The sequence below is a fragment of the Desertivibrio insolitus genome, from assembly GCF_017355965.1.
Classification (GTDB): domain Bacteria; phylum Actinomycetota; class Actinomycetes; order Actinomycetales; family Microbacteriaceae; genus JAFIQW01.
This window is the reverse complement of the sequence record NZ_JAFIQW010000001.1, coordinates 287,269-312,359: the sequence shown is the minus strand read 5'-3', so window position 1 is coordinate 312,359 and position 25,091 is coordinate 287,269. Positions and strand designations below refer to the sequence as shown.

Sequence of the window (25,091 nt, the reverse complement as noted above, 5' to 3'; positions counted from 1 at the left end):
GCGCTCCCTCTCCTCACGGCATCCGCCGCCAGGCGTCGTTCTCGTCAGTCCGATGCCACCGCTCCGCACGGGAGGCGTCGGGGTCGACGTCTCGCAGCCAGTACGTCTGGTCGGGATCCCAGCCGGCGAGCACGGTGGAGTGGGTCTCGGTCAATGGGATGCCGCGTCCGGCGGTCGTGAGATAGCCGGCGAGGCTGAGGTGCACGGCGTCGTACTCGCGCGCGACCGCGGACCAGTCCGGGATGACCCACTCGCTGTCCCAGCCCGTGACGCGGTACCAGTCGTGCCGGCGTGAAGCCGTGACCTCGAGCGGGAACCGGTGGCACAGTTCGGCCCACGCGTCGGGTCCGTCCAGCTCGTACGTGCTGGTCGGCGTCACCTCGAGGGGCAGCACGAGCGCGCGCTCCCAGCCGAAGCGGTCCTCGACGAGGTGCAGCCCGACCGGACCGGCCTCGCCGAGATCCCGCGTGCTGGAGGTCACGACCGACACCGGGGCGGACCACCAGTCGCCGCTGAACGATGCGGCCGGGTCCCGGGGCGTGTCCCGCTGGGCGCGCCGTTCGGTCGCCAGCGTCTCCTCCCGCCACACGCTCAGTGCCTCGGCCGCCGGTCGAGCCGCCGCTCCCCCCTGATGCGCCGTGTGATGGACCACCCTCTGCGAGTCGCTGTCGAGTGGATCCGCCCACCAGCTCGCCGCGGGGTGGTCGAGCACCTGCCGGGCGATGCCGCGGAGGGCATCCGCGAGCTCGGGCGAGGCCGCGAGCACGTCCTCGCCGTCCGGCGGCTGCCAGTACATGGCGCGGTCGACGGTCTGGCTCAGCGACTCCAGCATCGCGGCGGGATCGAGTCGCAGTCGGGTTGCCGCGAGGCGGTCGTGGAGGTGCTCGAAGGTCCAGGCCGGTTCGAGGGTCGGGGAGCCCCAGTGCAACGACCAGCGGCTGCTCGAGGTCAGGTAGCGCGCGGACTGCCCGGAGTCCGGCTCGAACTCGTGCGCCGCCTGGCGCACGAGCGTGCGCAGTTCGCCGGCCGTCGGCGCCACGTTGCCGTCACCGGTGGCCGCCTCGAGGCACAGGCGTCGCCCACGGGGTCCCGAGAGGAGGGCGTCGGCGTCGAGGGGCACGGGCCGACTCTACGGCCGCTCGACGCCACCGCGTGGGTTTTATCGATAGCGGAGGCGATTCCGCTCTCGCAGGTCGACCGTCGACGTCAGCGGACCGAAGTGCCTCCGTTATCGATCGGGACCGCGCAAGACGGAGCACGCAAGACCCTTCCGCGCCTCCAGCGACCCGTGCCACCGTCGCCCCATGCCGGACGTGTTCCCGATCATCAACTGCCGCGATGTGCTCCAACTCCGCGGCTTCTACGAGCGCGTGTTCGGCGCCACCGAGATCTACCGGTTCCCGGAGGGCGGCGACCCGGTGTACGTCACGGTCGCGATCGGCGACTCGCACCTCGCTCTCGGGCTGGGCACGAGCCCTGCACTATACGGGGAGACGCCACTGCCGGCGACCGGCCACGCGGTCGACGTCTGCCTCTATGTGGCCGACCTCGACGGGGTCGTGACCGCCGCGCGCGAGGAGTCCGTCGGTGTGCCGGTCGAGCCGAGCGACATGCCGTGGGGCGAGCGCGTCGCTTACGTGCAGGACCCGGCGGGCACGATGCTGCTCGTCATCCAGGGCGGCAATTGACCTGTTGACAGCGTCCGCCGTGGCGCCGCCGGACGCGTTACCGTCCCGGGCATGAGCGCGACGACCGCGTCCCGCCGTACGGGCGGCACCGAGGACGCCGCCATGCTCGCCGTCCTCGCCCTGCTCACCGCCGCCGCGGTGCCGGTGCTGAGGGGGCCCGCCGACCTCGCCGCGGTCACCGCCCTGCTCGCGGTCGCCGCGGCGACCCCGTCGCTCGTGCGCGTCGACCTCGCCGAGCATCGGCTGCCGAACGGCATCGTGCTCGCCGCCGCGGTGCCCGTTCTCGGCGCCGTCGCCCTCGCCGCAGTCGAAGCACCCGCGCTCGCGGCCGGAGCAGCACTCGGCGGGCTCGGCTACGGCGCGTTGCTGCTCGCGCTCAACCTGCTCGGCGGCATGGGCATGGGCGACGTCAAGCTCGGCGCGGTGCTCGGGGCGGCCGCCGGACTGCTCGGGCTTCCCGTCGCGGTCGCGGCGGTCCTCACCGCGTCCCTCACGGGCGGCCTCGCCAGCGCCCTGCTGCTCGCGACCCGCCGCGCGGGCGGGAAGGACGCGCTGCCGTTCGGCCCGTTCCTCCTCCTCGGGTTCTGGCTCGCGGTCGCAGTCGCCTGAGCCCGCAGCACGACGAAGGGCGGAACGGATGCCGCGGGCCGAAGCCCTCTGACATCCGCCCCGCCCTTTCGGCGAGTGGCCCCGGATCAGCCCGGGTGCGTCATCGACAGGACGTCGAGCGCCTTGCCGAGCTGCTCCTCGGTGACCTCGCCGCGCTCGACGAAGCCGAGGGCGACGACCGCCTCGCGCACCGTGATGCCCTCGGCGACGGAGTGCTTGGCGATCTTCGCCGCGGCCTCGTAGCCGATGAGCCGGTTGAGCGGAGTGACGATCGAAGGCGACGACTCGGCGAGGGCACGGGCGCGCTCGACGTTCGCCTCGAGGCCCTTCACCGTCTTGTCGGCGAGCAGGCGCATCGAGTTCGACAGCAGACGCGCCGACTCCAGCAGCGCGGTGCCCATGACGGGGATCGCGACGTTGAGCTCGAACGAGCCGGAGGCCCCGGCCCACGCGATGGTCGCGTCGTTGCCGACGACCCGGGCGCCGACCATGAGCACGGCCTCGGGGATAACGGGGTTCACCTTGCCGGGCATGATCGACGAGCCCGGCTGCAGATCGGGGATGTGCAGCTCGGCGAGGCCCGTGTTGGGGCCCGAGCCCATCCAGCGCAGGTCGTTGCAGATCTTGGTGAGGCTCACGGCGACGGTGCGGAGGGCTCCGGATGCCTCGACGAGCGCGTCACGCGCGCCCTGCGCCTCGAAGTGGTTGCGCGCCTCGGTGATGGGCAGGTCGGACGACTGGGCGAGGATCGAGATGACCTTCTGCGGGAAGCCGGCCGGGGTGTTGATGCCCGTGCCGACGGCGGTGCCGCCGAGGGGGACCTCGGCCACGCGCTTGATCGTGTCGTTGACGCGCTCGAGCCCGAGCCGGATCTGCGCCGCGTAGCCGCCGAACTCCTGCCCGAGGGTGACGGGTGTCGCGTCCATCAGGTGGGTGCGGCCGGACTTGACGACGTCCTTCCACAGCTCCGCCTTCTCCTCGAGCGCGAGCGCGAGGTGGTCGAGCGCGGGGATGACGTCGTTCAGCAGCGCGCCGGTCGCGGCGACGTGCACCGAGGTGGGGAACACGTCGTTCGACGACTGCGACGCGTTGACGTGGTCGTTGGGGTGCACCGCGGAGCCGAGGATGTCGCTCGCGCGGGTCGCGAGCACCTCGTTCATGTTCATGTTCGACGAGGTGCCCGACCCCGTCTGGTACGTGTCGACCGGGAAGTGCTCGTGGTGCTGCCCCGCGACGATCTCGTCCGCGGCCGCGACGATCGCGTCGGCGATCTCGCCGTCGAGGATGCCGAGCTCCTTGTTGACGATCGCGGCGGCGCGCTTGATGCGGGCGAGCGCGACGATCTGCGCCGGATCGAGACCGGTCCCGGAGATCGGGAAGTTCTCCACGGCACGCTGCGTCTGGGCGCGGTACAGCGCGCTCTTCGGCACGCGCACCTCGCCCATCGTGTCGTGCTCGATGCGGTACTCGGTGTCGTTCAGGGAGCTGGTCACGGCGTTGTGCTGTCCTTTCGAGGCGCGCCTGTAGGGCGGCGGGGAAGAGTCAGAGTTCGCCGACGACGGTGTGGGTCGCGACGACTCCGCGCGCGAGATCGTAGTTCGCGCCGACGATGGCCAATCTACCCGTCGCCACGGCCTCGGCGATGACCTCGGAGTTGCCCACGAGCGACGCGACGGATGACTCGAGGTGCAGCAGCCCGACAGCCGCCGGGTCGACGGGGGAGCCCTCCTCGGTGGTGCGCTGAGCCGCCCGCACGGCCGGCTCGATGCGCTCGACGATCTCGCGCACGAGCCGCGGCGGGGTGTTCGCACCCGCCGTGACGGTGTCGACAGCGGCCTTCACCGCGCCGCACGAGTCATGCGCGAGCACGACGATGAGCGGCACCTCGAACGCGCTGACGGCGAACTCGAGGGAGGCGAGGGTGGTCTCACCGGCGACCTGACCGGCGTTCCGCACGACGAAGAGGTCGCCGAGCCCGGTGTCGAAGATGATCTCGGCGGCTAGGCGGGAGTCCGCGCACCCGAGCAGCGCGACCCGCGGGGACTGCCCGCCCGCAAGGCTCGCGCGCGTGTCGGAGTCCTGTCGGGGGTGTTCCGGCGAGCCGTCGACGAAGCGACGGTTCCCTTCGACGAGTTCGTTCCAGACGTCTCCGGCCAGGGTCACTCTGCCTCCTGCAGGTCGAGTGCTTCGGCGAGCTCGACGAACTCGGCGAGTTCGGCGGTGCCGTGCAGCACATAGGTGGATTCGGCCTCCGCGGCGGAGAGGCCGAAGGCGTGGTTGCCCGCCTCCTCGTCGCCGCGGTAGTCGTACGAGGCCCACTCGGTGTCGCCGATGAGCTCGGCGCCCGTGGCGGCGCGGCCGTCGGTCGCCTGCTCGAGCCAGTCGGCATCCGCGTCGATGCCCTGCTCGAGCGCGATGAACTGCTGCTCGGGCGTCACGAACCCGACGTACCAGGTGCTCACGTCGTCGACGTCCCGCAGCTCGGCGAGGTTGGCGACCCAGCCCTCGGGCAGTTCGGGAGCCGCGAGCGGCGCTCCCGCCTGCGCCTGCGACCGCTGGGCGATCTCGCGGTAGTCGACGGCGTCGACGGCGCCCCGGTCGTCGGGGCGCACCACGATCAGCACGGCGACGAGCACGACCACGAGCGACGCGACGAGCGAGAACACGAGATTGATCGCGGTCTGGTTGCGGCGGCGCTTGGCGGATGCCGCGGCGCGGCGGTCCGCGATCTCCTGCGGCGTCTCGGGGCGACCGAGCTCTGCCACGACGCGCGGCGTCTTCTGGCGGGCCACGGTCTACTCCTGCGTCGCGCCGCGGGCGGCGTCGAGGCGCGCCTTCGCGCCGAGCAGCCACTCCTCGCACCGCTTGGCAAGGGCCTCGCCGCGCTCCCACAGGGCGAGCGACTCCTCGAGGCTCGACGAGCCCTGCTCGAGCTCGTTCACGACACGGACGAGCTCGTCGCGCGCCTGCTCGTAGCTCAGCTCCGCGACATCCGTCTTCGTCGTATCCACGGCCGAAATCCTACCGGGAGGGGTCGGACAGAGCCGGGCCGGCGCCGTTCGAGGTGGCCTTCACCCGGCCGTCGGCGACGGTGAGGAGGAGAGAAGTGCCGGCCGGGGCGTCCGCCGCGTCGCGCAGGGCGCGCCCGTCGGGCAGCTGGGCGATCGCGTAGCCGCGGTCGAGGGTGCGCTGCGGCGAGAGGGCGCGGAGGTGACCGCGCAGCTCGCCGACCTTCGAGTGGCACTTCTCGACCATCCGCTCGACGAGCTCGGTGCTGCGGGCGACGTAGCGGGCCAGCTCCTCTGCGCGGGTGTCGACGATCCACGTGGTCGTCGCGAGGGCGGGGCGGGTGCGCAGGTGCTCGACCCGCTCCATCTCCCGGGTCACGTGGTGGGTGACGCGGGAGGCGATCCGGGCGCGGCACTCGCGCACGCGGGCGAGCTCGTCGGCGACATCCGGAACGACACGCTTCGCGGCGTCGGTGGGCGTCGACGCGCGCAGGTCGGCGACGTCGTCGAGCAGCGGCCGGTCGGCCTCGTGCCCGATGGCGCTGACGACGGGGGTGGTGCAGGCGGCGACGGCGCGCACGAGCTTCTCGTCGCTGAAGCCGAGGAGGTTCTGGAAGTCGCCGCCGCCGCGGGCGATGACGATGACCTGCACGTCGGGATCCGCCTCGAGCCGGCGCAGCGCCGCGAGCACCTCGGGCACGACGCGGTCGCCCTGCACGGAGGCGTACTCGGTGCGGAAGTGCACGGCCGGCCAGCGCAGCTGGGCGTTGCGTTTGACGTCCTTCTCGGCGTCGGAGTCCTTGCCGGTGATGAGGCCGATGCAGCCGGGCAGGAACGGGAGCGCCTTCTTGCGCGAGGCGTCGAACAGCCCCTCGGCGCGCAGCTGCTGGCGCAGCCGCTCGAGCCGCTCGAGCAGGTCGCCCAGGCCGACGTGACGCATGTCGACGACCTGCATCGTGAGCGTGCCGCCCTTGACCCACCAGTTCGGCTTGACGAGCGCGGCGACGTGGTCACCCTGCTTCAGGTCCTGAGGAATACGCGCCTTGACGCTCGACCACACCGAGAACGAGACCGTCATGTCGGCCTCGAGGTCCTTGAGCTTTCCGTACACGTTGCCGCCCGAGACGCTCCACTGCGTGAGCTCGCCCTCGACCCACACCGAGCCGAGCCGCTCGATGTAGTCGCGGATCTTGGTCGACAGCACCGACACCGGCCACGGCTGCTCGGCAGTGGGCTTGGCGTCGACGACCGGCGTCATCGTGACGGACAGCGTGGCCTCCTCAAGCGACGGTCAGCAGTGCCTCGGTAGGATTTCTGCCTGATGAGCCAGATCACCAACGGCAACGCCGTGAGCCTCGAGACCCCGCGGGTTCCCGCGGTGCGGAACAGGCTAATCGATACCCCTGTCGCCGGTTCGAAGAAGGTGCTGCTGGCCGCGCCCCGTGGCTACTGTGCAGGAGTGGACCGCGCCGTGGTCGCGGTCGAGAAGGCGCTCGAGCACTACGGCTCGCCCGTCTACGTGCGCAAGCAGATCGTGCACAACGTGCACGTCGTCTCGACGCTCGAGAAGCGCGGCGCGATCTTCGTCGACGACGTCGACGAGGTACCCCAGGGCTCGCACGTCGTCTTCAGCGCGCACGGCGTCTCGCCGGCCGTCGTCAAGGGCGCGGCCGACCGCAACCTGCAGGCGATCGACGCGACCTGCCCCCTCGTCACGAAGGTGCACCGCGAGGCCCTCCGCTTCGCCCGCGACGACCGCGAGATCCTCCTGATCGGCCACGCCGGTCACGAGGAGGTCGAGGGCACGATGGGCCAGGCCCCCGAGCGCACCACGCTGATCAACGGGCCGGAGGACGTGGACTCCGTCGTCGTCAAGGACCCCGACAACCTCGTCTGGCTCTCGCAGACCACGCTCTCCGTCGACGAGACGATGGAGACCGTGCGCCGCCTGCGCGAACGCTTCCCGAACCTGCAGGACCCGCCGAGCGACGACATCTGCTACGCCACGCAGAACCGCCAGGTCGCCATCAAGAAGGTCGCGAAGGACGCCGATCTCGTGATCGTCGTCGGCTCCGCGAACAGCTCCAACAGCGTCCGCCTCGTCGAGGTCGCCCTCGAGTACGGCGCCAAGGCGGCGTACCGCGTCGACTACGCGCACGAGGTCAAGCAGGAGTGGCTGACGGATGTCGCCACCGTCGGCGTCACGAGCGGCGCCTCCGTGCCCGAGGTGCTCGTGCAGGAGCTCCTCGAGGACCTCGCCGAGGCCGGCTACGGCACGGTCGAGGAGGTCGTCACGGCGGAGGAGGACCTCATGTTCAGCCTGCCGAAGGAGCTGCGCAAGGACATCAGCGGCAACCAGGACTCGCGGGCTCTCGGCGGACGCGGGCGGAACTCGTGACCGACGAACGCCCCGAAGGCCGCCCCGCCCCGATGTACGGCGAGTACGCCCCGCCCGGCTGGGTGTCGCCCGCGCAGCACGTCGACCCGGCCGAACCCGTGCCGGTTCCCGCCCAGGCCCCCGCGCCCCAGGCGTCCGGCGGCGAGGGTTCCGGCTGGCCCGCCGTCGCCCCCGAGCAGGCGAAGGCCAAGCGCCGCACGTGGGACATCGCGCTCACCGTCGGGCTGCTGCTGCTCGGCACCTGGTCGGTCGCGGGTTCCGTCGCCCAGTACGCGAACCTCGGCACGGTGCTCACCGCGGTGTTCGACCAGCTCGGCGCGGGGGAGTTCACCTCGTTCGAGCTCGCCGCGACCGTCGGGCTCGTCGCGAACCTCGTGCAGATCGGGCTGCTGATCCTCGCGATCGCCCTCGCCCTGTGGTCGCTCGCCCGCGGGCGGCTCGCCTTCATCTACCCGCTCGCGGCCGGTGTGCTCGCGACGATCGTGCTCACCGTGCTGATGGGCGCCGTGATCGTCAGCGACCCCGCGTTCCTGCAGTATGCCTCGAACCCGCCGAACTGACGCGGGTCCTGTCCCGGGCCGCGAAGAACGTTCGTCGGTCCGAGCCGCGGATGACGCGCGTTCGGAAACCGCGCCCGACGCGCTCGTGATCCGCGGGTGACTCGCGCTCGAGAACCGCGGACGACGCCGGCGTCCAGACGGACACGCGGAAGCAGCGGATGACGCGCGGGAGCCGTGAACGCGGAAGTGCCCGGCGCCGAAGCGCCGGGCACCCTCGAGGCATCCGCCTACTTGTTCGACCAGCCGGCCGAGCCGAGCTGCTTCGTCGCCTCGGCGACGCGGGCGGCCATCGCCGACTCCGCCTTCTTGCCCCAGGCGCGGGGGTCGTAGATCTTCTTGTTGCCGACCTCGCCGTCGACCTTCAGCACGCCGGCGTAGTTGGTGAACATCGTGTCGGCGATCGAACGGGTGAACGCGTACTGCGTGTCGGTGTCGATGTTCATCTTCACGACGCCGTTGCGCACCGCCTCGGCGATCTCCTCGTCGGTGGAGCCGGAGCCGCCGTGGAAGACGAGGTCGAGCGGCTTCTCCTTGCCGTACTTCTCGGCGAGGCCGTCCTGGATCTCCTTGAGGAGCTCGGGGCGGAGCTTGACGTTGCCCGGCTTGTAGACGCCGTGCACGTTGCCGAAGGTCAGGGCCGCCATGTAGCGGCCCTTCTCGCCGAGCCCGAGGGCCTCGACGGTTGCGATCGCGTCGTCGAGGGTCGTGTAGAGGTGCTCGTTGATGTCGTGGCTGACACCGTCCTCCTCGCCGCCGACGACGCCGATCTCGACCTCGAGGATCGCGTTGATCGCCTTCGTGCGGGCGATGATCTCCTCGGCGATCTTGAGGTTCTCGTCGAGCGGCACCGCGGAGCCGTCCCACATGTGCGACTGGAAGATCGGGTTGCGGCCGGCGCGCACCTCCGCCTCGGAAGCGGCGATCAGCGGCAGCACGAAGCCGTCCAGCGCGTCCTTCGGGCAGTGGTCGGTGTGCAGGGCCACCGTGACGGGGTAGTTCTTCGCGACCTCGGTGGCGAACGCCGCGAAGGCGAGGGCACCCGAGGCGCGGTTCTTGACCGTGTGACCGGCGAAGTAGTCGGCGCCTCCGGTCGTCACCTGGATGATCCCGTCGGACTCGGCCTCGGAGAGGCCCTGGAGAACGGCGTTGATCGTCTGCGATGACGAGACGTTGATGGCGGGGTAGGCGAAGGCGTTATTCTTCGCCTTGTCGAGCATCTCGGCGTACTGCTCCGGGGTAGCGATAGGCATGAGGTCACCCTACCGACGCGACCGGTGTGCGGCGACCGGATGACTCGGGCCGGGCACAGCGCGGCGCCCGCCGTCATCCTGCAATCCCTGCACGTTTCTGAAACGTTTCACTTTCTCCTTCTGTGCGCCGCGGTCGATCAATAGGATCGGCACGTGAGCTCGACGACGACCCATCCCGGCACCCTGTACACCTCGCCCGACCGCAACCTCGCCATGGAGCTGGTGCGGGCCACGGAGGCGGCCGCCATCCGCGCGGTTCCGTGGATCGGCCGCGGTGACAAGAACGGGGCCGACAAGGCCGCCGTCGACGCGATGCGCAAGTTCCTCGGCACCGTGAACTTCGCCGGCGTCGTCGTCATCGGCGAGGGCGAGAAGGACCAGGCGCCGATGCTGTTCAACGGCGAGGTGGTCGGCAACGGCAACGGTCCGGAGTGCGACATCGCCGTCGACCCGATCGACGGCACCTCGCTGACCGCCGCGGGGCGGCAGAACGCCCTGTCGATGATCGCGGTCTCCGACCGCGGCACGATGCTGGACGCCTCGAGCGTGTTCTACATGGACAAGCTCGTCACCGGCCCCGAGGGCATCGGCGTCGTCGACATCCGCAAGCCGATCGGCGAGAACATCCGCGCTCTCGCCGCCGCGAAGGGCAAGCCGGTCGAGGAGATGTCCATCGCGGTGCTCGACCGACCGCGGCACGAACAGCTCATCGCCGACATCCGCGCCGCCGGCGCGGGCACCCGCCTGCTGCTCGACGGCGACGTCGCCGGCGGCATCAACGCGGCTCGCTACGGCACCCGCATCGACATGTGCGTCGGCACGGGCGGCAGCCCGGAGGGCGTCGCGACCGCCTGTGCGATCAAGGCCCTCGGCGGCCTCATCCAGGGTGTGCTGCGGCCGAAGACCGACGAGGAGCGCCAGCGCGGCCTCGACGCCGGGCTCAAGTTCGACCACGTCTACGAGGCGGACGAGCTCGTGCGCGGCGACAACACCTTCTTCGTCGCGACCGGTGTGACCGATGGCGGTCTCGTCGAGGGCGTGCGCCGCAAGGGCCCGATCATCCGCACCGAGAGCATCGTGCTCCGCTCTCACTCCGGCACCGTGCGCCGCGTGGTTGCCGAGCACCTCGCCGAGAAGTGGCTCGGGGAGGACGCGGACTAGTCCCGAACTGCTCCCGCTTCGGCACGACGCTCTGGCGCGCGTGCGGCTCCTCGCGAAGTCAGGGCGCGGTGGGCGTCGCCTCGAGTTCGGGCAGGTCGCTGTCGTCGGCGTAGTCGAGCTCGCCCGCTGACAACGGGGTGGGGCGGGAGTCGAGGGCCCGCTGCTCGCCGAGCACCTTCGACGGGTCGAGCTCGTCGAGCTTGCGTGCCGTGACGAGCACCCGCGTCTCCAGCGAGCTCGCGAAGCGGTTCCAGTGCGTCACTGTCGAGTCGATCGACCGGCGGAGTTTGTCGGCGTGCTCGCCGAGCGTCGCCAGCCGGGAGTAGAGCTCCTTGCTCAGGTCGAACAGCCGCTTGGCGTCCTCGGTGAGCACGTCCTGCTGCCATGTGAGCGCGACGGTCTTGAGCACCGCCCAGAGGTTGACGGGAGAGGCGAGCGCGATGCGGCGCGAGAACGCGTACTCCAGCAGCAGCGGGTCCTCCTCGAGTGCCGCCGCGAGCAGCGACTCGCTCGGGATGAACGCGACGGTGAACTCCGGGCTCGCGTCGAGACCCTCCCAGTAGCGCTTGCCGGCGAGGGCGTCGATGTGGCTCTTCACCTGCTTGGCGTGCTGCGCGAGCAGCGAGCGGCGGCGCGCCTCGTCCTCGCCGGTCGCGGTGGCGGGGATGCGGCTCGCCTCGAGATAGGAGTTGTAGGGCACCTTGCTGTCGACGGCGATCGCCTTGCCGCCGGGCAGTCGCACGATCATGTCGGGGCGTCCGGCACCGGCATCCGTCGTGATGCTCGACTGCAGCACGAAGTCCACGCGGTTCGTCAGGCCGGCCGCTTCGACGACGTTGCGCAGCTGCGTCTCGCCCCACACGCCGCGGGTGGAGTTGTTGCGGAGCGCGCTCGCGAGCGACTCGGCGGTCGCCCGCAGCCGCTCGTCCGACTCGGCCGCCGACTTCAGCTGCTCGGCGAGCTCGCCGTGCTGACGTTCGCGCTGCGACTCGAGCTCGCTGACCTTCTTCTGCATCGTGCGCAGCGTCTCCTGCACGGGGGAGAGGGCCTGCAGCACGCGGCTCTCCACCCGCTCGCGCTCGGCACGGGCCCGCTCGTCGGCGTGCACCCGTTCGTACAGCTCGCGGTACTGCAACTGAGCGGTCGCCACCTGCTGACGCAGCCCCTGCGCCGTCGCCTCCAGCCCCGAGAGCTCCGCCCGCAACTCGGCGTGCGCCCGCTGCTCCTCCGCGCGCACGGCCGAGAGCTGAGCGGCGTGCCGCGCCTCGACCAGCTGCGGGTCGTCGTGTCCGCAGTCCGCGGCCGTGCGGCGGGAGCGGGTGGCGGCGACGCCGGCGACCCAGCCGAGGCCGGCGCCGACGAGGAGTCCGAGGAGGACGGCGAGGACGGGATCCATGGCGTCAGTGTGGGTCGCGCCACCGACATCCGTCGGCGCGACGCGCTCAGGCGGTGGCGCTGAGCGCCATCGGGCGGTCCTCCTCGGCGACGGCGCCGATCGCCCGGATGCGGCAGCCGGCGATCTCGGCGAGGTGCTCGATCGAGGCGGCCTCGTGCCGCTTGGCCGCGTGCACGACGATCGCCGCGCACGCCTCGGCATCCGCCGCGGCGTCGTGGTGGTCGAAGTCCTCGAACCCGGCGGCCATCGCGGCGACCGGCAGGCGGTAGGAGTCGAGGTTGTAGGTCTTTCGGGCGAGCTGGAGGCTGCAGAGGTAGCGGAGCGAGGGCACGTCGAGCATCGTCGCCGTGCACGCGGCGCTGATGACGCCCATGTCGAAGCCCGCGTTGTGGGCGACCATGTGGTCTCCGTCGGCGAACGCGAGCAGGTCGGGCAGCTGCTCCGACCAGGTGGCCGCGCCGATGACATCCGTCGCCCGGATGCCGTGGATGCGCACGTTCCACTCGTTGAACGTGTCGAAGCCGAGCGGCGGCTGGATGAACCACGACGCGCGGTCGACGACCCTGCCCGCCCGCACCTTCACGAGACCCACCGAGCACGCCGAGGCGCTGGAGGAGTTGGCGGTCTCGAAGTCGATGGCGGTGAAGTCCAGTGGCACGGGAGCGAGTGTCGCACCGGCCCCGGACACCGCCGCGCTGCCGCCCGGGCGGGTCGGCAAACGCTCCCTGAACGGATCCCCCGAACGGGGGGCGTCGCTACGGGGAGTTGACGCCCGTGGTCGATAGCGTGTGGTGTCCCTAGAGCAAGCCGATGTCCCGGAGCCCGAACATGTCGACGTCGCCTGTCCCCGTGCTGTACCGCACCCACTACGACCACGCGCTGCGCCGCGTGCCCGGCTGGTGGCGAGGCGCCGTCGCGCTCGTCGTCGTGGTGGTGGCCTTCTTCCTGTTCTCGCTCGTCATCGGCGGGCTCGCGATCGTGTTCGACGTGTTCGTCACCGGCGCGATCAGCCTCGAGGACTTCGAGTCGGGCGTCATCCCGATCACGCCCGTGCAGCTGCTCGCGACCAACGTCGCGCTCGCGCTCATGATCCCCGTCGCGATGGGGCTGCAGCGGCTGCTCTTCGGGGTGCCCGTCCGCTTCCTGCACTCGGTCACCGGCCGCTTCCGGTGGCAGTGGTTCGGTCGACTCGCCGCCGTGATCGTGCCGCTCTGGGTGCTCTACGTCGGGGCGACGTTCCTGCTCGCACCCGAGGGCAGCTTCCGCGTCGACGGCACCGCCATCGCGCTCGTGTTCGTCGTGCTGCTCACCACCCCGCTGCAGGCCGCGGGGGAGGAGTACGCGATGCGCGGCATCGCCCAGCGCTCGATCAGCAGCTGGATCCCCTCGCCGCGGCTCGCGCTCGCCGTGTCGACGGCGGGGTCGGCCGTGCTGTTCGGGCTCGCGCACTTCGCGGGCGACCCGTGGCTGATCGCCTACTACGTGCTCTTCGGCGCGGCGATGTCGATCGCGGTGTGGGGCTCGGGCGGCATCGAGGCGGCGGTGCTGATCCACGCGACGAACAACGTGCTGATCTTCCTCGGCGCCGCCTTCACGGGCGCCCTCGAGCAGGGCATCGACCGCAGCGCGGGAACCGGCGGCCCGATCGTGCTCGTGCCCATCTTCATGGTGCTGCTCGCCGCCGTCGTGACGACCTGGCTCGCTCGTCGCCAGGGCGTCGAGCGCGTCGCGCCGCAGCCGCTCACCGTCGCCGAGGAGCGCGCCCGCCAGCAGGCCTACGACCTCGCAGCCCAGCACTACTGGGCCTCGCAGGGGCAGCCGCAGTACGCCGGGGTGGCGCAGCCGACCTCGGGCGCGACGGCGCAGCAGCAGGGGACGGCCGCCGCGGTGCAGCAGCCGGACGCACGGTCCACCATGCCGGTCGCGGATGCCGCCGCAGGCGCACACCCGGTTCCGCCGCCGCCCGCCGCGGTGCCGCACGCCCCGGCCGCGCCTGACGCGGTGCAGCCGCCGGCCCCGCCGTTCGGGCAGACGCCCGTGCAGCCGCCAGCCGCGCCGGAGGACCACCGCGGCGACGAGGGGGAGCGCTCGGCGGGGTAGCGCGGCGCTGCGGCATCCGCACCCGGCGCGCTCGGCGCCACCCGGCGGATACGATTGACGCCCGTGGCTCTCACCATCGGAATCGTCGGTCTCCCCAACGTCGGCAAGTCGACCCTGTTCAACGCGCTGACGAAGAACACGGTTCTCGCGGCCAACTACCCGTTCGCGACGATCGAGCCCAACGTCGGCGTCGTGAACCTTCCCGACGCGCGCCTCACGAAGCTCGCCGAGTTGTTCAGCAGCGAGCGGATCGTGCCGGCGACGGTCAGCTTCGTCGACATCGCCGGCATCGTGCGCGGCGCAAGCGAGGGCGAGGGGCTCGGCAACCAGTTCCTCGCCAACATCCGCGAGGCGGATGCGATCGCGCAGGTCGTCCGCGGCTTCAGCGACCCCGACGTCGTGCACGTCGACGGCGCCGTGAACCCGGCGAGCGACATGGAGACGATCAACACCGAGCTGATCCTCGCCGACCTGCAGACCCTCGAGAAGGCGCTGCCGCGCTTCGAGAAGGAGGTGCGCGGCAAGAAACTCGAGCCCGCCGTGCTCGACGCTGCCAAGGCCGCGATCGAGGCGCTGAACGCCGGCACACCGCTGTCGAGCGCGAAGGTCGACATCGCCCCGCTGCGCGAGCTCGGGCTTCTCACCGCCAAGCCCTTCATCTACGTCTTCAACGTCGACGAGGAGGTGCTGACGGATGACTCGCGCCGCGAGCAGCTCGCCGCGCTCGTCGCCCCGGCGAAGGCCGTCTTCCTCGACGCGAAGATCGAGTCGGAGCTCATCGACCTCGACCCCGAGGAGGCGGCGGAGCTGCTCGCCTCGACCGGCCAGGACGAGAGCGGCCTCGACCAGCTCGCCCGCGTCGGCTTCGACACCCTCGGACTGCAGACCTACCTCACGGCGGGCCCGAAGGAGTCGCGCGCCTGGACGATCGGCAAGGGCTGGAAGGCCCCGCAGGCCGCCGGCGTCATCCACACCGACTTCGAGAAGGGCTTCATCAAGGCCGAGGTCATCTCGTTCGAGGACCTCGTCGCCGCCGGCTCGATCGCCGAGGCGCGCTCGCGCGGCAAGGCCCGCATCGAGGGCAAGGACTACGTGATGCAGGACGGCGACGTGGTGGAGTTCCGCTTCAACGTGTGACCCTGGTCACTACTCGGAGTCGCCGCAACGTCACAGCCCGAAGGAGTTCGCCATGCCCGTCATCGCCATCATCGGAGCCGGACCGGGACTCGGAGCGGCCGTCGCGCGTCGCTTCGGCCGCGAGGGCTTCTCGGTAGCCCTGATCTCGCGCGACCGATCGAAGCTCGACGCCATGGTGGCGGAGCTGGGCTCGGCGGGGGTGACGGCCAAGGGCTACTCGGCAGACGTGCGTAGGCCCGCTGAACTCGAAGACGCGCTCGGCCGTGCCGCAGCAGACCTCGGCGAGATCTCGGTCCTGCAGTACAGCCCGCTTCCGTCTCGCGACTACCTGAAGCCCGTCCTCGAGCTGACCCCTGAACTCGCACTGGAGGCCGTGCAGTTCTCCCTGCTCGGCCTCATCCACTCCGCCCGCGCGGTGCTGCCCGCGATGCAGGAGTCGGGAGACGGCAGCATCATCCTGATCAACGGCGGGACCTCGGTGAAGGCACGCGCCGGCTTCGCGGGAACCTCCGTCGCCTTCCCGGCGGAGAGCGCGTACGGGGAGATGCTTCACGACGCCCTCGAGAACGAGGGGGTGCGGGTCAAGCAGCTCGTGATTCCAGGAGCGATTCCCCGGCTCCAGCTGCCCAACGGCATCGATGACGTGGCCGACCGGATCTGGGAACTGCACACGACTGACGGGCCGTTCCGAACCATGCTCATCCCGCTCGAAGAGGGCAGGGAGTAGCGGCAGGTCGTCGGTGACGAAGGGGATGCACCTCCGCTCGTCCGCCTAACCATTTAGGCGCGGCTTCAACGAAGTACTTGTCCCGGCGCCACGTCCCCGCCACACTGTGCGCGGAGACGCGTACCGCTTGGGGGCAGGATGACGACGCAGGGCCGCTCGGCCACGGAGATCTCGGCGTTCGCCGACTGGTTCTCCGACGATCAAAACCCTTCGCCCGGACGTCCGCCGGCCGACCCGCGGATGCGCCGAGCTCGGCGGCGCCGCGGGTGGCTCGTGGCGGTTGTCGTCGTTCTCCTGATGTTCGGCAGCGCCGGCGGATACACCTGGTGGGCGTTGACCGCCCCGGTGAGCGCCCCCACAGCTGACGTGCAGCAGCCCGATGCGCCGGTCGGCTCCGCCGCCGACCTCGCCCTCCCGCTCGACGGGGCCGCCGCGGTGAGCGTGTCGGGCGCCGACGAGTACCTGGGTGCCGGCGCGAGCGGTGTGTGGCTGACGAGCGGAACCGACGAGCCGCGCTCCATCGCGAGCATCACCAAGCTCGTCACCGCGCTGGTGGTGCTCGACGAGAAGCCGCTCGACGGTGCCGACGACGAGGGGCCGACCATCACGTTCTCCGAGGCCGATCACGACCTCTACGACGCGTACTACGTGCGCGGGGCGACGATCGCCGCGATGCCGGCTGGCAGCTCGATGTCGCTGCGTGACGCTCTGTCGGCGATGCTCATCCCGTCGGCGAGCAACTACGCCGAGGCCGTCTCGACGTGGGCCTTCGGGTCGCAGGGGGCGTTCGTCAGCGCGACGAGGCGCTGGCTCGCCGACAACGGACTCTCGAGCACCACGATCGTCGAGCCCACCGGGCTCAGCGCGCGCAACACGAGCACCCCGACGGACCTCGTCGCGCTGGGCAAGCTGGCGGCGGCTGACCCGACCATCGCCGAGATCGCGGCGACCCCGTCGCTGTCGGTGCCCGGGCCCGGGCGGATGGTGAACACGAACAGCCTGCTCGGCAGCGGCGGCATCACCGGGCTGAAGACCGGCAACCTCGGCCCTGGCACCTTCAGCCTGCTCTACACCGCGAGCGTCGACGTCGGCATCGCCGAGCCGCTCAGCGTGACCGGCATCATGCTCGGCGGCGGATCGCGGGAGTCGGTCAACAGGAGCGCGGTCGCGCTGCTCGACAGCATCCGCGCGGGCTTCCACGAGGTGCCCGTCGCCACCCGGGGCGAGGAGATCGGCGGGTACTCCACTCCCTGGGGCTCGTCGGCACGCATCGTCGTCGGCGAGGACGCCTCGCTCCTCACCTGGTCGGACACCCCGATCACGGTCACGATGGAGACCAAGACCCCCACGGCTTACGAGGCCGGCGAGGTCGTCGGGACGATCACCTGGAGCGCCGGACCGAACACCGTGACCGCTCCCGTCGTGATCGAGGGCAGCATCACGGCGCCGACCGAGTGGTGGCGGCTGACCCATCCGGGCGAACTCGGGGGCGAGTAGCCCGGGTCCGGCTCGCGGGAGCGGTAGGCGGGCATTCGAATCCCTGTCCTACAGTTCACGCGATGCCCGCTCTCGACTCGATCCCGCTGACCACGATCGATGGTCGCCCCGCGACGCTCGCCGACTACGCGCCCGTGCGGCTGATCGTGAACGTCGCCTCGCGCTGCGGTCTGACTCCGCAGTACGCCAAGCTCGAGGCGCTGCAGAAGCGGTACGCGGAGCAGGGCTTCACGGTGCTGGGCTTCCCGAGCAACCAGTTCCTGCAGGAGCTCGGCGACACGGTGAAGATCCAGGAGTACTGCTCGATCACCTGGGGCGTCACGTTCCCGATGTTCGACAAGATCAAGGTGAACGGCAGGGGAGCGCACCCGCTCTACCAGGAGCTGACCCGCACGCCCGACGGGTCGGGCAAGGCGGGGCGCGTCAGCTGGAACTTCGAGAAGTTCCTCGTCGCGCCCGACGGCACCGTGCAGCGCTTCCGGCCGACGGTCGAGCCGGATGACCCGGCGATCGTCGCCGCGATCGAATCCCTGCTGGCGGCGCAGCCGCGCTAGCGCTGCCTGCGACGATGGAGGCGTGACCACGGGAGCCAGCGTCGCAGCGCTCCGATCTCCGGCAGCGACTCGCCTACGCTGAGAACGCCGCCGACGGAAGGATTCTTCGTGCCCTCTCACCACGATCACCCCTCGCGGGACCACGTGCCGGGCCCGGACGAGTCGACCATTCCGGAACTCGAGGACGACGAAACCCTGCCCCCGCGTCCTGAGGAGGAGGTCGCCGACGTTCTGCGGGCGAAGCCCGACACCGAAGACCACAGCTGAACGCTGCGGCGCGGCGCTGCGACGATGGAGGCATGACCACGGGAACCGAGCGGCGCGGCATGAAGCTCTCCGACCGCGCCCAGCGCATCGCGCCCTTCTACGCGATGGAGTTCGGCAAGAACGCCGCCGCCCTGGAGGCCGAGGGCAACCACGTCGTGAAGCTCAGCCTGGGGGAGCCCGACTTCGGCGCTCCGCCCGCGGTGCTGCAGGCGCTTCGCGACGCGACCGACGGGCGGCCGCTCGCCTACACCGCCGCACTGGGGCTCCCGGCGCTGCGTCAGGCGATCGCGCACTTCTACCGCGACCAGCACGGTGTGACCGTCGACCCCGCCCGCGTGGTCGTCACCGCCGGGGCATCCGCCGCCCTCGTGCTCCTCGCCGCCGCGCTCGTCGATCCCGGCGACGAGGTGCTCATCGGGGACCCGTCCTACCCCTGCAACCGGCAGATCATGGAGAGCTTCGGCGCGCAGGTGTCGCTCGTGAAGGCTGCCGCCGAGACGCGCTTCCAGCTCGACGCGGCATCCGTCGCCGAGGCCTGGACGGATGCCACGCGCGGCGTCATGATCGCGACGCCGTCGAACCCCACCGGCACCTCGGTCGACAAGCACGAGCTCGAGCGCATCTGCGCGACGGCGCGCGAGCGGGGTGGCTGGCGGATCGTCGACGAGATCTACCTCGACCTCGCCGACCACGACGAGCAGGGGCGCCCCGCCTCGACCGTGCTCGCCTTCGATCCCGATGCCATCGTCATCAACAGCTTCTCGAAGTACTTCGGCATGACCGGCTGGCGCCTCGGCTGGTGCATCGTGCCCGAGGAGCTCGTGCCGGCCCTCGAGCGGCTCGCCCAGAACTACTTCCTCTGCGCCTCGACGCCGGCGCAGCACGCCGCGCTCGCCTGCTTCACCCCGGAGTCGCTGGCCGTCTGCGAGGAGCGCCGCGAGGAGTTCCTCGGGCGGCGCGCTCTCGTGCTCGAGGGGCTGCGCGAGCTCGGCCTCCCCGTGCCCGTCCCGCCGGACGGTGCGTTCTACGTCTACTTCGACGTGAGCGGCACCGGGCTGTCGTCGTGGGAGTTCTGCCAGCGTGCCCTCGCGGAGGCGCACGTCGCACTAACTCCCGGCAAGGACTTCGGCGAGCACAGCGCCGACACCCACGTCCGCCTCTCCTACGCGGCTTCCAGAGAGGAACTCGGGGAGGGGCTGCGCCGTCTCGGCGGATTCCTCGCGAGCCTGCCGTGACGCAATTCGGTGATGCGCGACAAAACTGAGCGTCACCCATTTTTGGGACTGCCTTTCCCGTAGGGCTGTCGCTTTGACTGTTCCTGCCGGAGTTCGGGTCTCCGAGTACCAAGGGAGGGCGGCGAGATGCACGGCGTAGCGCGGTCGCTCGACCTCCTGCGAAGCCAGCGCGTGCGGATCTGGGGCAATCCCGGCGGACGCACGATCGTGTTCGGGCACGGTTTCGGCTGGTCGCAGGAGATGTGGCGTCTCGTCGCCCCCTCTTTCATGGCGCAGCACACGGTGGTGCTCTTCGATCACATCGGGGCGGCCGGCACCGACTCCGAAAGGTACGACGTCGACCGCTACTCGACGCTGCACGGCTACGCAGACGACCTCGTCGAGCTGATCGACTCGCTCGGCCTCGAGGAGGTCGTGTACGTCGGCCACTCGGTCAGCGCGATGATCGGGGCGCTCGCCGCCGCGCGGCGTCCGGCGGCCTTCGACGGGCTCGTGCTGCTGTCACCCTCGCCGCGCTACGTCGACGACATCGACTACCGCGGCGGATTCGGTCTCGACGAGGTGCGGGGCCTCGTCGACGCCATCACGACGGATGCCTCGGGGTGGGCGCGGACCATGGCGCCGCACATCGTGGGCAACCCGGACCAGGGGTGGATCGCCGAGGAGATGATCGCCGGCTTCGCCGCACTCGATCGGACCGTCGCCGGTCACGTCGCGCGCGCCATCTTCCTCGGGGACTACCGGGCGGAGCTCGCCGCCATCGGCACGCCCACCCTGATCGTGCAGGCGGCGGACGACCTCGTCGTGCCGCCGGAGGTGGCGCAGTACCTGCACGCACGCATTCGGAACAGCCGCCTCGTCGAGGTCGCGGGCACCGGCCACGCCACCAACCTGTCGTCCCCGGGCGAGATCATCGCCGCGATCGCGGGCTTCCTGCCGACCCTGGTCTGAGCCGGATCAGGGCGTCAGAGCATCCGCTCCGGCGCTCGGAGAGCGGCGTCGTCGAGGTCGTCTGCGCTGCCGCCCAGCGCCTCGCGCACCAGAGCGGCCGCCCCGTGCAGATCGGTGCCCTCCGCCCGGGCGAGCAGCTCGAGCGCGGCGTGCACCGCCGACACGGCGCCGACGACGAGCGCACGGTCCTGCTCGCCGAACTCACCGGTCGAGGCGTGGAGTTCACCGAGCGAGGTGGCGACCGCGCGCTCGTTGCCCTCGTGCGCCCCGTCGAAATCGACCGCCGCGACGGTGTCGAGGAGCAGTCGTGCCACTCGCCGAGTCTCGTGCGGAAGGTCGCTCATCTTCCGAGTGTCGCAAACGTTCCTCCGTTCCCCGGACGAACGGACGCGTTTGCGGAAAGCGGATGACGCACGGAGGGGCGTATGCCGTCGCATCCGCCCCTCCTACGGCGTCAGTGCGAGGTGCGGCGCCGCCGCGCGACGACGACGCCGACCAGGCCGAGCAGCATCAGCACCGCGGCCACGACGATCGGCACCGCGCTGACGTCGGCGCCGGTGTTCGCGAGTCGGCGTTCGCGCTCGGCCGCCGTCTCCGTGGCGACGTCACCGGTGTCGATCGGGGTGGCGATCGGCGTGCCCTCGGGCGCGCTCGGCTCGGCGCCGGGCTCCGCGGGCGCACCGTTCCCCTCGCCGGGCGTCGGGACGGGGTCCTCCTCGCCGCCGGTCACGAGCGACCAGTTCGGCTCGAAGAAGTCCGCGGGGTCTATGACGCCGCGGGCGCTCGCCCAGTCGATCAGCAGCTGCCGGATCTCCTGCAGCTCGTCGTACACGAGCGGCGCCTGCGCGACGGAGGGGAAACCGCCTCCACCGCTCTGCCGGTAGTTGTTCACCGCGAGCACGAACTCCTCGCCGTCCTCGACGGGGGTGCCTTCCGGGTGCGAGAGGCCGACGATGCGTGAGCCGACCGGCTGCGAGATGTCGATCGTGTAGTCGAGGCCCGACAGCGCGTCGTAGTTGTAGTCCGGCACTCCCTGCGGACGGTCCGGGTACACCGCGTTCGTGCCGGTCGCGGGATCGAACGCCGCACCCTCCTCGACCTGGGCGAAGTACCGCGCCGAGAACTCGAGGTACTCCTTCAACTGCGCACCCGTCATGACGACGCCGCGCAGCGTGTTCTCGTAGATGTAGAGGCCGGCGATGTCGCGGATGGTCACCTCGCCCTCGGGGAAGACAGCGGTGCGGGAGAACGGCGATGCCTGCGACACGACCGGCAGGTCCGCGTACTCGGTCCCCTCGAGTCCCTGCTCCACCGTCTCGGCCTGCACGTGGTTGATGAAGTCGATGATCGCCGTGTCCTCGTAGCGCGACGCGGTGGCGGGCAGCTCCTGCACGCTGTCGGCGACCGGGGTGTTGACGTAGTCGACCGTCGTGCGGTGCTCGTCGGCGAGCGCGTCGAGCACCTTCTGGCTCTGGGCGGCGCTCTCGGTGCCGTAGTGCGGCTTCACCGCGGGTGGGGCGTTCGTCCAGTCGACGTCGAAGTCGCCTGCCGCGTCCTCGACGAGAGTCATCGTGACTTCGCTCACGCTGCGTGCCCAGTAGTTCGGCTGCGTGATGAGCACCTTCTCGCCCGCCGCGTTGGTGAGCACGGTCGAGGGCTTGTCCTGGTGGCTGTGTCCGGCGACGAGCACGTCGATGCCGGGCACCTTCGTCGCGATGTTGTTCGCGACGTCCTCGTTGAGGTCGGTCGGGTCGTACTCGGTGTCCGGCACCGTGCCTTGACCGGTGTGAGCCAGCACGACGACGACGTCGGCCCGCGTAGCCACCTCCGGCACCCAGCGCTCGGCGGCCTCGACCATGTCCTGGAACTCGAGCTTGCCCTCGACGTACTGCTTGTCCCAGATGCGGACGCCGGGGGTGACGAGCCCGAGCACGCCGACCTGAACCGTCTTGCCGTCGATGACGCGCTCGAGGATCTCGTAGGGCTCGTGGTACGGCTTCCCGGTCGCCACGTCGATGACGTTGGCGCCGAGCAGCGGCGCCTCGAGGTCGCCGGCGTACGCCTCGAGCATGTCGAGGCCGTAGTTGTACTCGTGGTTGCCGACGACCTGCGCGTCGTACCCGATCGCGTCGAACGCCTGGGCCATCGGATGCTCGACGGTGCCGTCGAGCACGCTCTGCCGGCCATCACCGAAGCCGTAGTAGTAGGTGAGAGGGGTGCCCTGGATCGCGTCGCCGTTGTCGACCGTGATCACCGCTTCCTCGCCCTTTTCGGCGCGGACAGCGTCGACGACCGCCCCGACCCGGCTCAGACCGAGGGCGCTCGCGGCGGGGTAGGGCGCGTTCTGGAAGTAGTCCCAGTCGTAGACGTGACCGTGCGTGTCGGTCGTCGCCATCAGGGTGAGTTCGACCGAGTCGCCGGGAGCGGCGGTCGCGGCCGTCGGCGCGGCGAGCGTCAGGCCGAGTGCGGCCAGCGCTGCGACGCCGAGGGTACGTGAGACGTGCATGAGTTCCTTCGTGGATGTGGTGGACGAGAGGTGTCTCGACGCTATGCGTGTGACGTTAACGGGGGGTTTCCGGGCACGCCAAAAGGGCCGGACCGCCGGTCCGGCACATCCGATCGGGAACTAGATCGTGGAGTTCGCCCCCAGCGAGCGGCAGGGCTTGCCGTCCTCGCCGGCGACGATGAGTCCGCGTGAGCTGCGCGCGCTCGCGGTCAGGGCCTTGAGCCACTCCTCACTCAGCGCGGGCGCGCGCGAGCCGGAGAACTTGAAGTAGAGGAAGCAGGCGGGATGCAGCCAGATGGAGCTACGGCCGTCGCCGACCGCGAGATCGTCGAGCCACGACATCGCGAACGACTCGTTGCGGCGGAACTGCTGCATGATGACGACCTGCAGGTGCGCGAGCACCCGGTCGTCGAAGCGGACGATCGTGCCGTCGTAGGTGATGCTGCCCATGACTACTGCTCGTCCGCGAGAGCGGGCGCGTGGAATCCGGCTCCGGTCGACTCGTAGGCGGCGATGCGGCCGAGCATGTACTCGACCTGCTCGCTGTTGTCGGGCTCGGGGAGGGTCGAGTTCGTCGTCTCGGCGATCATCACGGTGCCGCTGTTGAGAAGGAACGTCACCTCGACCTGTTCGCCGTCGACGCCGACGGCACTCAACTCGACGGCGTCGCCGCTGCCGAGCTTGGCCAGGAGGGCCGCGTAGCGCACGAGCGTGTCGGCGGCGGCGTCCCCGATCAGCAGAGACTTCTCGGCCATGGTCACATGTTTCATCTCCGGACCATAGGGCGGGCGGCTGTGCGTCGAGGGGGTAGCGCTACCGGGGGATCGCTAGTACGGCAAGAGGAGAAAGCCGAGAAATCGCTTTGAGTAGGGCCGAAATGACGATTCGTCAAGACCACGAAAACGGGAACTCGACGGCCCTACAGTGACCACACGCAGACCTACCCGCGAGAGGGGCAGCGCATGCACGACGTGGACACTCCTCCCACCCTCGGTCGCCGGCTCGGCCTCGCTCGCGAGTCGATCCCGTACACCGTGCTCGAGCTCTCGGCGGCGACCCACTGGCGGGTGTCGGTCGACACGATCGTCGCGCTGGAGAGCGGTCACCAGCGCGACCTGCTCGTCGGCGATCTCATCGCGCTCGCCGAGGCGCTGCAGGTGCTCCCGCACGAGCTGTCCGAGCGGATCGAGCCGTACTACCTCTAGTTCTCCGTCAGGGGCGCCGCCAGTCGTCGCTCTGCAGGTGCGATCCCGCCTGAGGGCCCATCTGCAGCATCCCTCCGTCGACCGCCCAGGACGCGCCGTTGACGTACGCGGCATCCGGGCCGACGAGGAACTCGACGGTCGCCGCTATCTCCCGGGCGTCGCCGGGTCGTGCGACCGGGATGCCGGGGCGCTCCTTGCCCTGCATGACGCTCTCGTCCTCCTGGCCCGTCATCGGCGTCGCGATCTCGCCCGGCGCGACCGCGTTGACGGTGATGCCGTGCTCGGCGAGCTCGAGGGCCGCCACCTTGACGAGCAAACCGAGCCCGCCCTTCGACGCACAGTACGGCGCGGCGCCCACGCGCGGCTGGTGCTCGTGCACGCTCGTGATGGCCACGATCCGGCCGCCGGTGCCGCCTTTCACCATGTGCCGGGCGCCGGCCTGGAGGCAGCAGAACGCTCCGTCGAGGTCGACCGCGAGGGTGTGCCGCCACCGCTCGTACTCCATGTCGAGCAGCAGTTCGGAGGTGCCGGTGCCCGAGACGAGCACGAGCGCGTCGATCCCGCCCATCGCCGTCGCGAGCTCGTCGACGACGGCCGACCCGTTCTGCGGCTCGCCGAGGTCGAGGCGGCGCACGTGCACCTCGGCGCCCTTCGAGCGCACCTCCTCGGCCGTGCGCTGCGCGCCGTCCTCGTCCTCGTGCCACGTGATCGCGATCTGTCGGCCGGGGGCGGCGAGGCGCACCGCCGTGGCCTTGCCGATGCCCGAGTCGCCGCCGGTGATGACGACGCGTCGCGGTTCGAAGCCGAGGGGCGTCTCCGTCGCGGATGAACTCATGCCAGAC

At 70.7% G+C, this 25,091-nt stretch carries 28 protein-coding genes; 14 read left to right on the top strand and 14 right to left on the bottom strand.

The window, feature by feature from the left end; translation table 11 throughout:
* Positions 1 to 13 precede the first annotated feature (13 nt).
* Positions 14 to 1,120: a hypothetical protein gene (locus JUB10_RS01455; protein WP_207453593.1), complete on the bottom strand. Its 1,107-nt coding sequence runs from the start codon at positions 1,118 to 1,120 to the stop codon at positions 14 to 16.
* Positions 1,121 to 1,304: 184 nt separating this feature from the next.
* On the opposite strand from JUB10_RS01455, the gene JUB10_RS01450 reads away from it, so the two are divergent.
* Together JUB10_RS01450 and JUB10_RS01445 are read left to right on the top strand one after the other, a co-directional pair.
* Positions 1,305 to 1,688 (top strand): VOC family protein, encoded by a 384-nt coding sequence (locus tag JUB10_RS01450; protein WP_207453591.1) that lies wholly within the window; start codon positions 1,305 to 1,307, stop codon positions 1,686 to 1,688.
* A 51-nt stretch (positions 1,689 to 1,739) separates the two neighbouring features.
* On the top strand, positions 1,740 to 2,297 hold the full coding sequence (locus JUB10_RS01445) for a prepilin peptidase (RefSeq protein ID WP_207453590.1): 558 nt from the start codon (positions 1,740 to 1,742) through the stop codon (positions 2,295 to 2,297).
* A gap of 86 nt (positions 2,298 to 2,383) precedes the next feature.
* On the opposite strand, the gene JUB10_RS01440 is transcribed toward JUB10_RS01445, so the two are convergent.
* The 5 genes from JUB10_RS01440 to xseA all read right to left on the bottom strand — a co-directional run bounded on the left by JUB10_RS01440 (position 2,384) and on the right by xseA (position 6,563).
* Entirely contained in the window at positions 2,384 to 3,778 is a 1,395-nt protein-coding gene (locus JUB10_RS01440) for a class II fumarate hydratase (protein ID WP_207454368.1), read from the bottom strand.
* A gap of 61 nt (positions 3,779 to 3,839) precedes the next feature.
* A complete protein-coding gene (locus JUB10_RS01435; RefSeq protein WP_207453588.1) occupies positions 3,840 to 4,460 on the bottom strand; it encodes a carbonic anhydrase in 621 nt (206 codons plus the stop codon).
* A complete protein-coding gene (locus tag JUB10_RS01430) occupies positions 4,457 to 5,089 on the bottom strand; it encodes a DUF4245 domain-containing protein (protein WP_207453586.1) in 633 nt (210 codons plus the stop codon). Before JUB10_RS01430 ends, JUB10_RS01435 begins: the two co-directional genes overlap by 4 nt.
* Before the next feature lie 3 nt (positions 5,090 to 5,092).
* Positions 5,093 to 5,317, bottom strand: a complete 225-nt coding sequence (locus JUB10_RS01425; RefSeq protein WP_207454367.1) for an exodeoxyribonuclease VII small subunit — start codon at positions 5,315 to 5,317, stop codon at positions 5,093 to 5,095.
* A gap of 1 nt (position 5,318) precedes the next feature.
* Complete coding sequence (xseA, locus tag JUB10_RS01420; RefSeq protein WP_207453585.1) at positions 5,319 to 6,563, bottom strand: exodeoxyribonuclease VII large subunit; 1,245 nt, start codon at positions 6,561 to 6,563, stop codon at positions 5,319 to 5,321.
* A 63-nt stretch (positions 6,564 to 6,626) separates the two neighbouring features.
* Between xseA and JUB10_RS01415 the strand changes: the two genes are divergently transcribed.
* Both JUB10_RS01415 and JUB10_RS01410 read left to right on the top strand, forming a co-directional pair.
* Positions 6,627 to 7,703, top strand: coding sequence for a 4-hydroxy-3-methylbut-2-enyl diphosphate reductase (locus JUB10_RS01415; protein WP_207453583.1), 1,077 nt, complete (start codon positions 6,627 to 6,629; stop codon positions 7,701 to 7,703).
* Positions 7,700 to 8,263: a DUF6264 family protein gene (locus tag JUB10_RS01410; protein ID WP_207453581.1), complete on the top strand. Its 564-nt coding sequence runs from the start codon at positions 7,700 to 7,702 to the stop codon at positions 8,261 to 8,263. The genes JUB10_RS01415 and JUB10_RS01410 overlap by 4 nt, the downstream gene beginning before the upstream one ends.
* 227 nt (positions 8,264 to 8,490) lie before the next feature.
* On the opposite strand, the gene fbaA is transcribed toward JUB10_RS01410, so the two are convergent.
* The gene (gene fbaA / locus JUB10_RS01405; protein ID WP_207453579.1) at positions 8,491 to 9,513 is read right to left on the bottom strand and encodes a class II fructose-bisphosphate aldolase; all 1,023 of its coding nucleotides are present in this window, start codon (positions 9,511 to 9,513) and stop codon (positions 8,491 to 8,493) included.
* Positions 9,514 to 9,726: 213 nt separating this feature from the next.
* On the opposite strand from fbaA, the gene glpX reads away from it, so the two are divergent.
* Entirely contained in the window at positions 9,727 to 10,674 is a 948-nt protein-coding gene (glpX, locus tag JUB10_RS01400) for a class II fructose-bisphosphatase (protein ID WP_207454366.1), read from the top strand.
* Between the two features lie 58 nt (positions 10,675 to 10,732).
* Here the strand turns inward: glpX and rmuC are convergent, their stop codons facing one another.
* Together rmuC and JUB10_RS01390 are read right to left on the bottom strand one after the other, a co-directional pair.
* Positions 10,733 to 12,070 carry a DNA recombination protein RmuC gene (gene rmuC, locus JUB10_RS01395; protein ID WP_207453577.1) on the bottom strand — a complete coding sequence of 446 codons (1,338 nt, stop codon included), beginning with the start codon at positions 12,068 to 12,070 and terminating at the stop codon, positions 10,733 to 10,735.
* 46 nt (positions 12,071 to 12,116) lie between these two features.
* The gene (locus JUB10_RS01390; RefSeq protein WP_207453575.1) at positions 12,117 to 12,728 is read right to left on the bottom strand and encodes an exonuclease domain-containing protein; all 612 of its coding nucleotides are present in this window, start codon (positions 12,726 to 12,728) and stop codon (positions 12,117 to 12,119) included.
* 170 nt (positions 12,729 to 12,898) lie between these two features.
* Between JUB10_RS01390 and JUB10_RS01385 the strand changes: the two genes are divergently transcribed.
* From JUB10_RS01385 to JUB10_RS01350, 8 genes are all read left to right on the top strand, one after another.
* A complete protein-coding gene (locus JUB10_RS01385; RefSeq protein ID WP_207453573.1) occupies positions 12,899 to 14,170 on the top strand; it encodes a CPBP family intramembrane glutamic endopeptidase in 1,272 nt (423 codons plus the stop codon).
* A 63-nt stretch (positions 14,171 to 14,233) separates the two neighbouring features.
* On the top strand, positions 14,234 to 15,307 hold the full coding sequence (gene ychF, locus JUB10_RS01380) for a redox-regulated ATPase YchF (RefSeq protein ID WP_207453571.1): 1,074 nt from the start codon (positions 14,234 to 14,236) through the stop codon (positions 15,305 to 15,307).
* Positions 15,308 to 15,359: 52 nt separating this feature from the next.
* Positions 15,360 to 16,034 (top strand): SDR family NAD(P)-dependent oxidoreductase, encoded by a 675-nt coding sequence (locus JUB10_RS01375; protein WP_207453569.1) that lies wholly within the window; start codon positions 15,360 to 15,362, stop codon positions 16,032 to 16,034.
* A gap of 138 nt (positions 16,035 to 16,172) precedes the next feature.
* Entirely contained in the window at positions 16,173 to 17,531 is a 1,359-nt protein-coding gene (locus JUB10_RS01370) for a D-alanyl-D-alanine carboxypeptidase family protein (RefSeq protein ID WP_207453568.1), read from the top strand.
* Between the two features lie 62 nt (positions 17,532 to 17,593).
* A complete protein-coding gene (locus JUB10_RS01365; RefSeq protein WP_207453566.1) occupies positions 17,594 to 18,085 on the top strand; it encodes a glutathione peroxidase in 492 nt (163 codons plus the stop codon).
* Between the two features lie 108 nt (positions 18,086 to 18,193).
* On the top strand, positions 18,194 to 18,352 hold the full coding sequence (locus JUB10_RS01360; protein WP_207453564.1) for a hypothetical protein: 159 nt from the start codon (positions 18,194 to 18,196) through the stop codon (positions 18,350 to 18,352).
* A gap of 32 nt (positions 18,353 to 18,384) precedes the next feature.
* Positions 18,385 to 19,587, top strand: coding sequence for a pyridoxal phosphate-dependent aminotransferase (locus JUB10_RS01355; protein WP_207453562.1), 1,203 nt, complete (start codon positions 18,385 to 18,387; stop codon positions 19,585 to 19,587).
* A gap of 126 nt (positions 19,588 to 19,713) precedes the next feature.
* The gene (locus JUB10_RS01350) at positions 19,714 to 20,538 is read left to right on the top strand and encodes an alpha/beta fold hydrolase (RefSeq protein WP_207453560.1); all 825 of its coding nucleotides are present in this window, start codon (positions 19,714 to 19,716) and stop codon (positions 20,536 to 20,538) included.
* A gap of 14 nt (positions 20,539 to 20,552) precedes the next feature.
* Here JUB10_RS01350 and JUB10_RS01345 read toward each other — a convergent pair whose 3' ends face one another.
* The 4 genes from JUB10_RS01345 to JUB10_RS01330 form a co-directional block, all read right to left on the bottom strand.
* Entirely contained in the window at positions 20,553 to 20,852 is a 300-nt protein-coding gene (locus tag JUB10_RS01345) for a hypothetical protein (protein WP_207453558.1), read from the bottom strand.
* 140 nt (positions 20,853 to 20,992) lie between these two features.
* Positions 20,993 to 23,044 (bottom strand): bifunctional metallophosphatase/5'-nucleotidase, encoded by a 2,052-nt coding sequence (locus JUB10_RS01340; RefSeq protein WP_207453556.1) that lies wholly within the window; start codon positions 23,042 to 23,044, stop codon positions 20,993 to 20,995.
* Positions 23,045 to 23,164: 120 nt separating this feature from the next.
* Positions 23,165 to 23,494: a DUF7882 family protein gene (locus JUB10_RS01335; RefSeq protein WP_207453554.1), complete on the bottom strand. Its 330-nt coding sequence runs from the start codon at positions 23,492 to 23,494 to the stop codon at positions 23,165 to 23,167.
* A 2-nt stretch (positions 23,495 to 23,496) separates the two neighbouring features.
* Positions 23,497 to 23,799, bottom strand: coding sequence for a hypothetical protein (locus JUB10_RS01330; RefSeq protein WP_207453552.1), 303 nt, complete (start codon positions 23,797 to 23,799; stop codon positions 23,497 to 23,499).
* A 207-nt stretch (positions 23,800 to 24,006) separates the two neighbouring features.
* On the opposite strand from JUB10_RS01330, the gene JUB10_RS01325 reads away from it, so the two are divergent.
* Positions 24,007 to 24,249 (top strand): helix-turn-helix domain-containing protein, encoded by a 243-nt coding sequence (locus tag JUB10_RS01325; protein WP_207453550.1) that lies wholly within the window; start codon positions 24,007 to 24,009, stop codon positions 24,247 to 24,249.
* 7 nt (positions 24,250 to 24,256) lie between these two features.
* Here the strand turns inward: JUB10_RS01325 and JUB10_RS01320 are convergent, their stop codons facing one another.
* Positions 24,257 to 25,084: an SDR family oxidoreductase gene (locus JUB10_RS01320; RefSeq protein ID WP_207453548.1), complete on the bottom strand. Its 828-nt coding sequence runs from the start codon at positions 25,082 to 25,084 to the stop codon at positions 24,257 to 24,259.
* Positions 25,085 to 25,091: the final 7 nt, after the last annotated feature.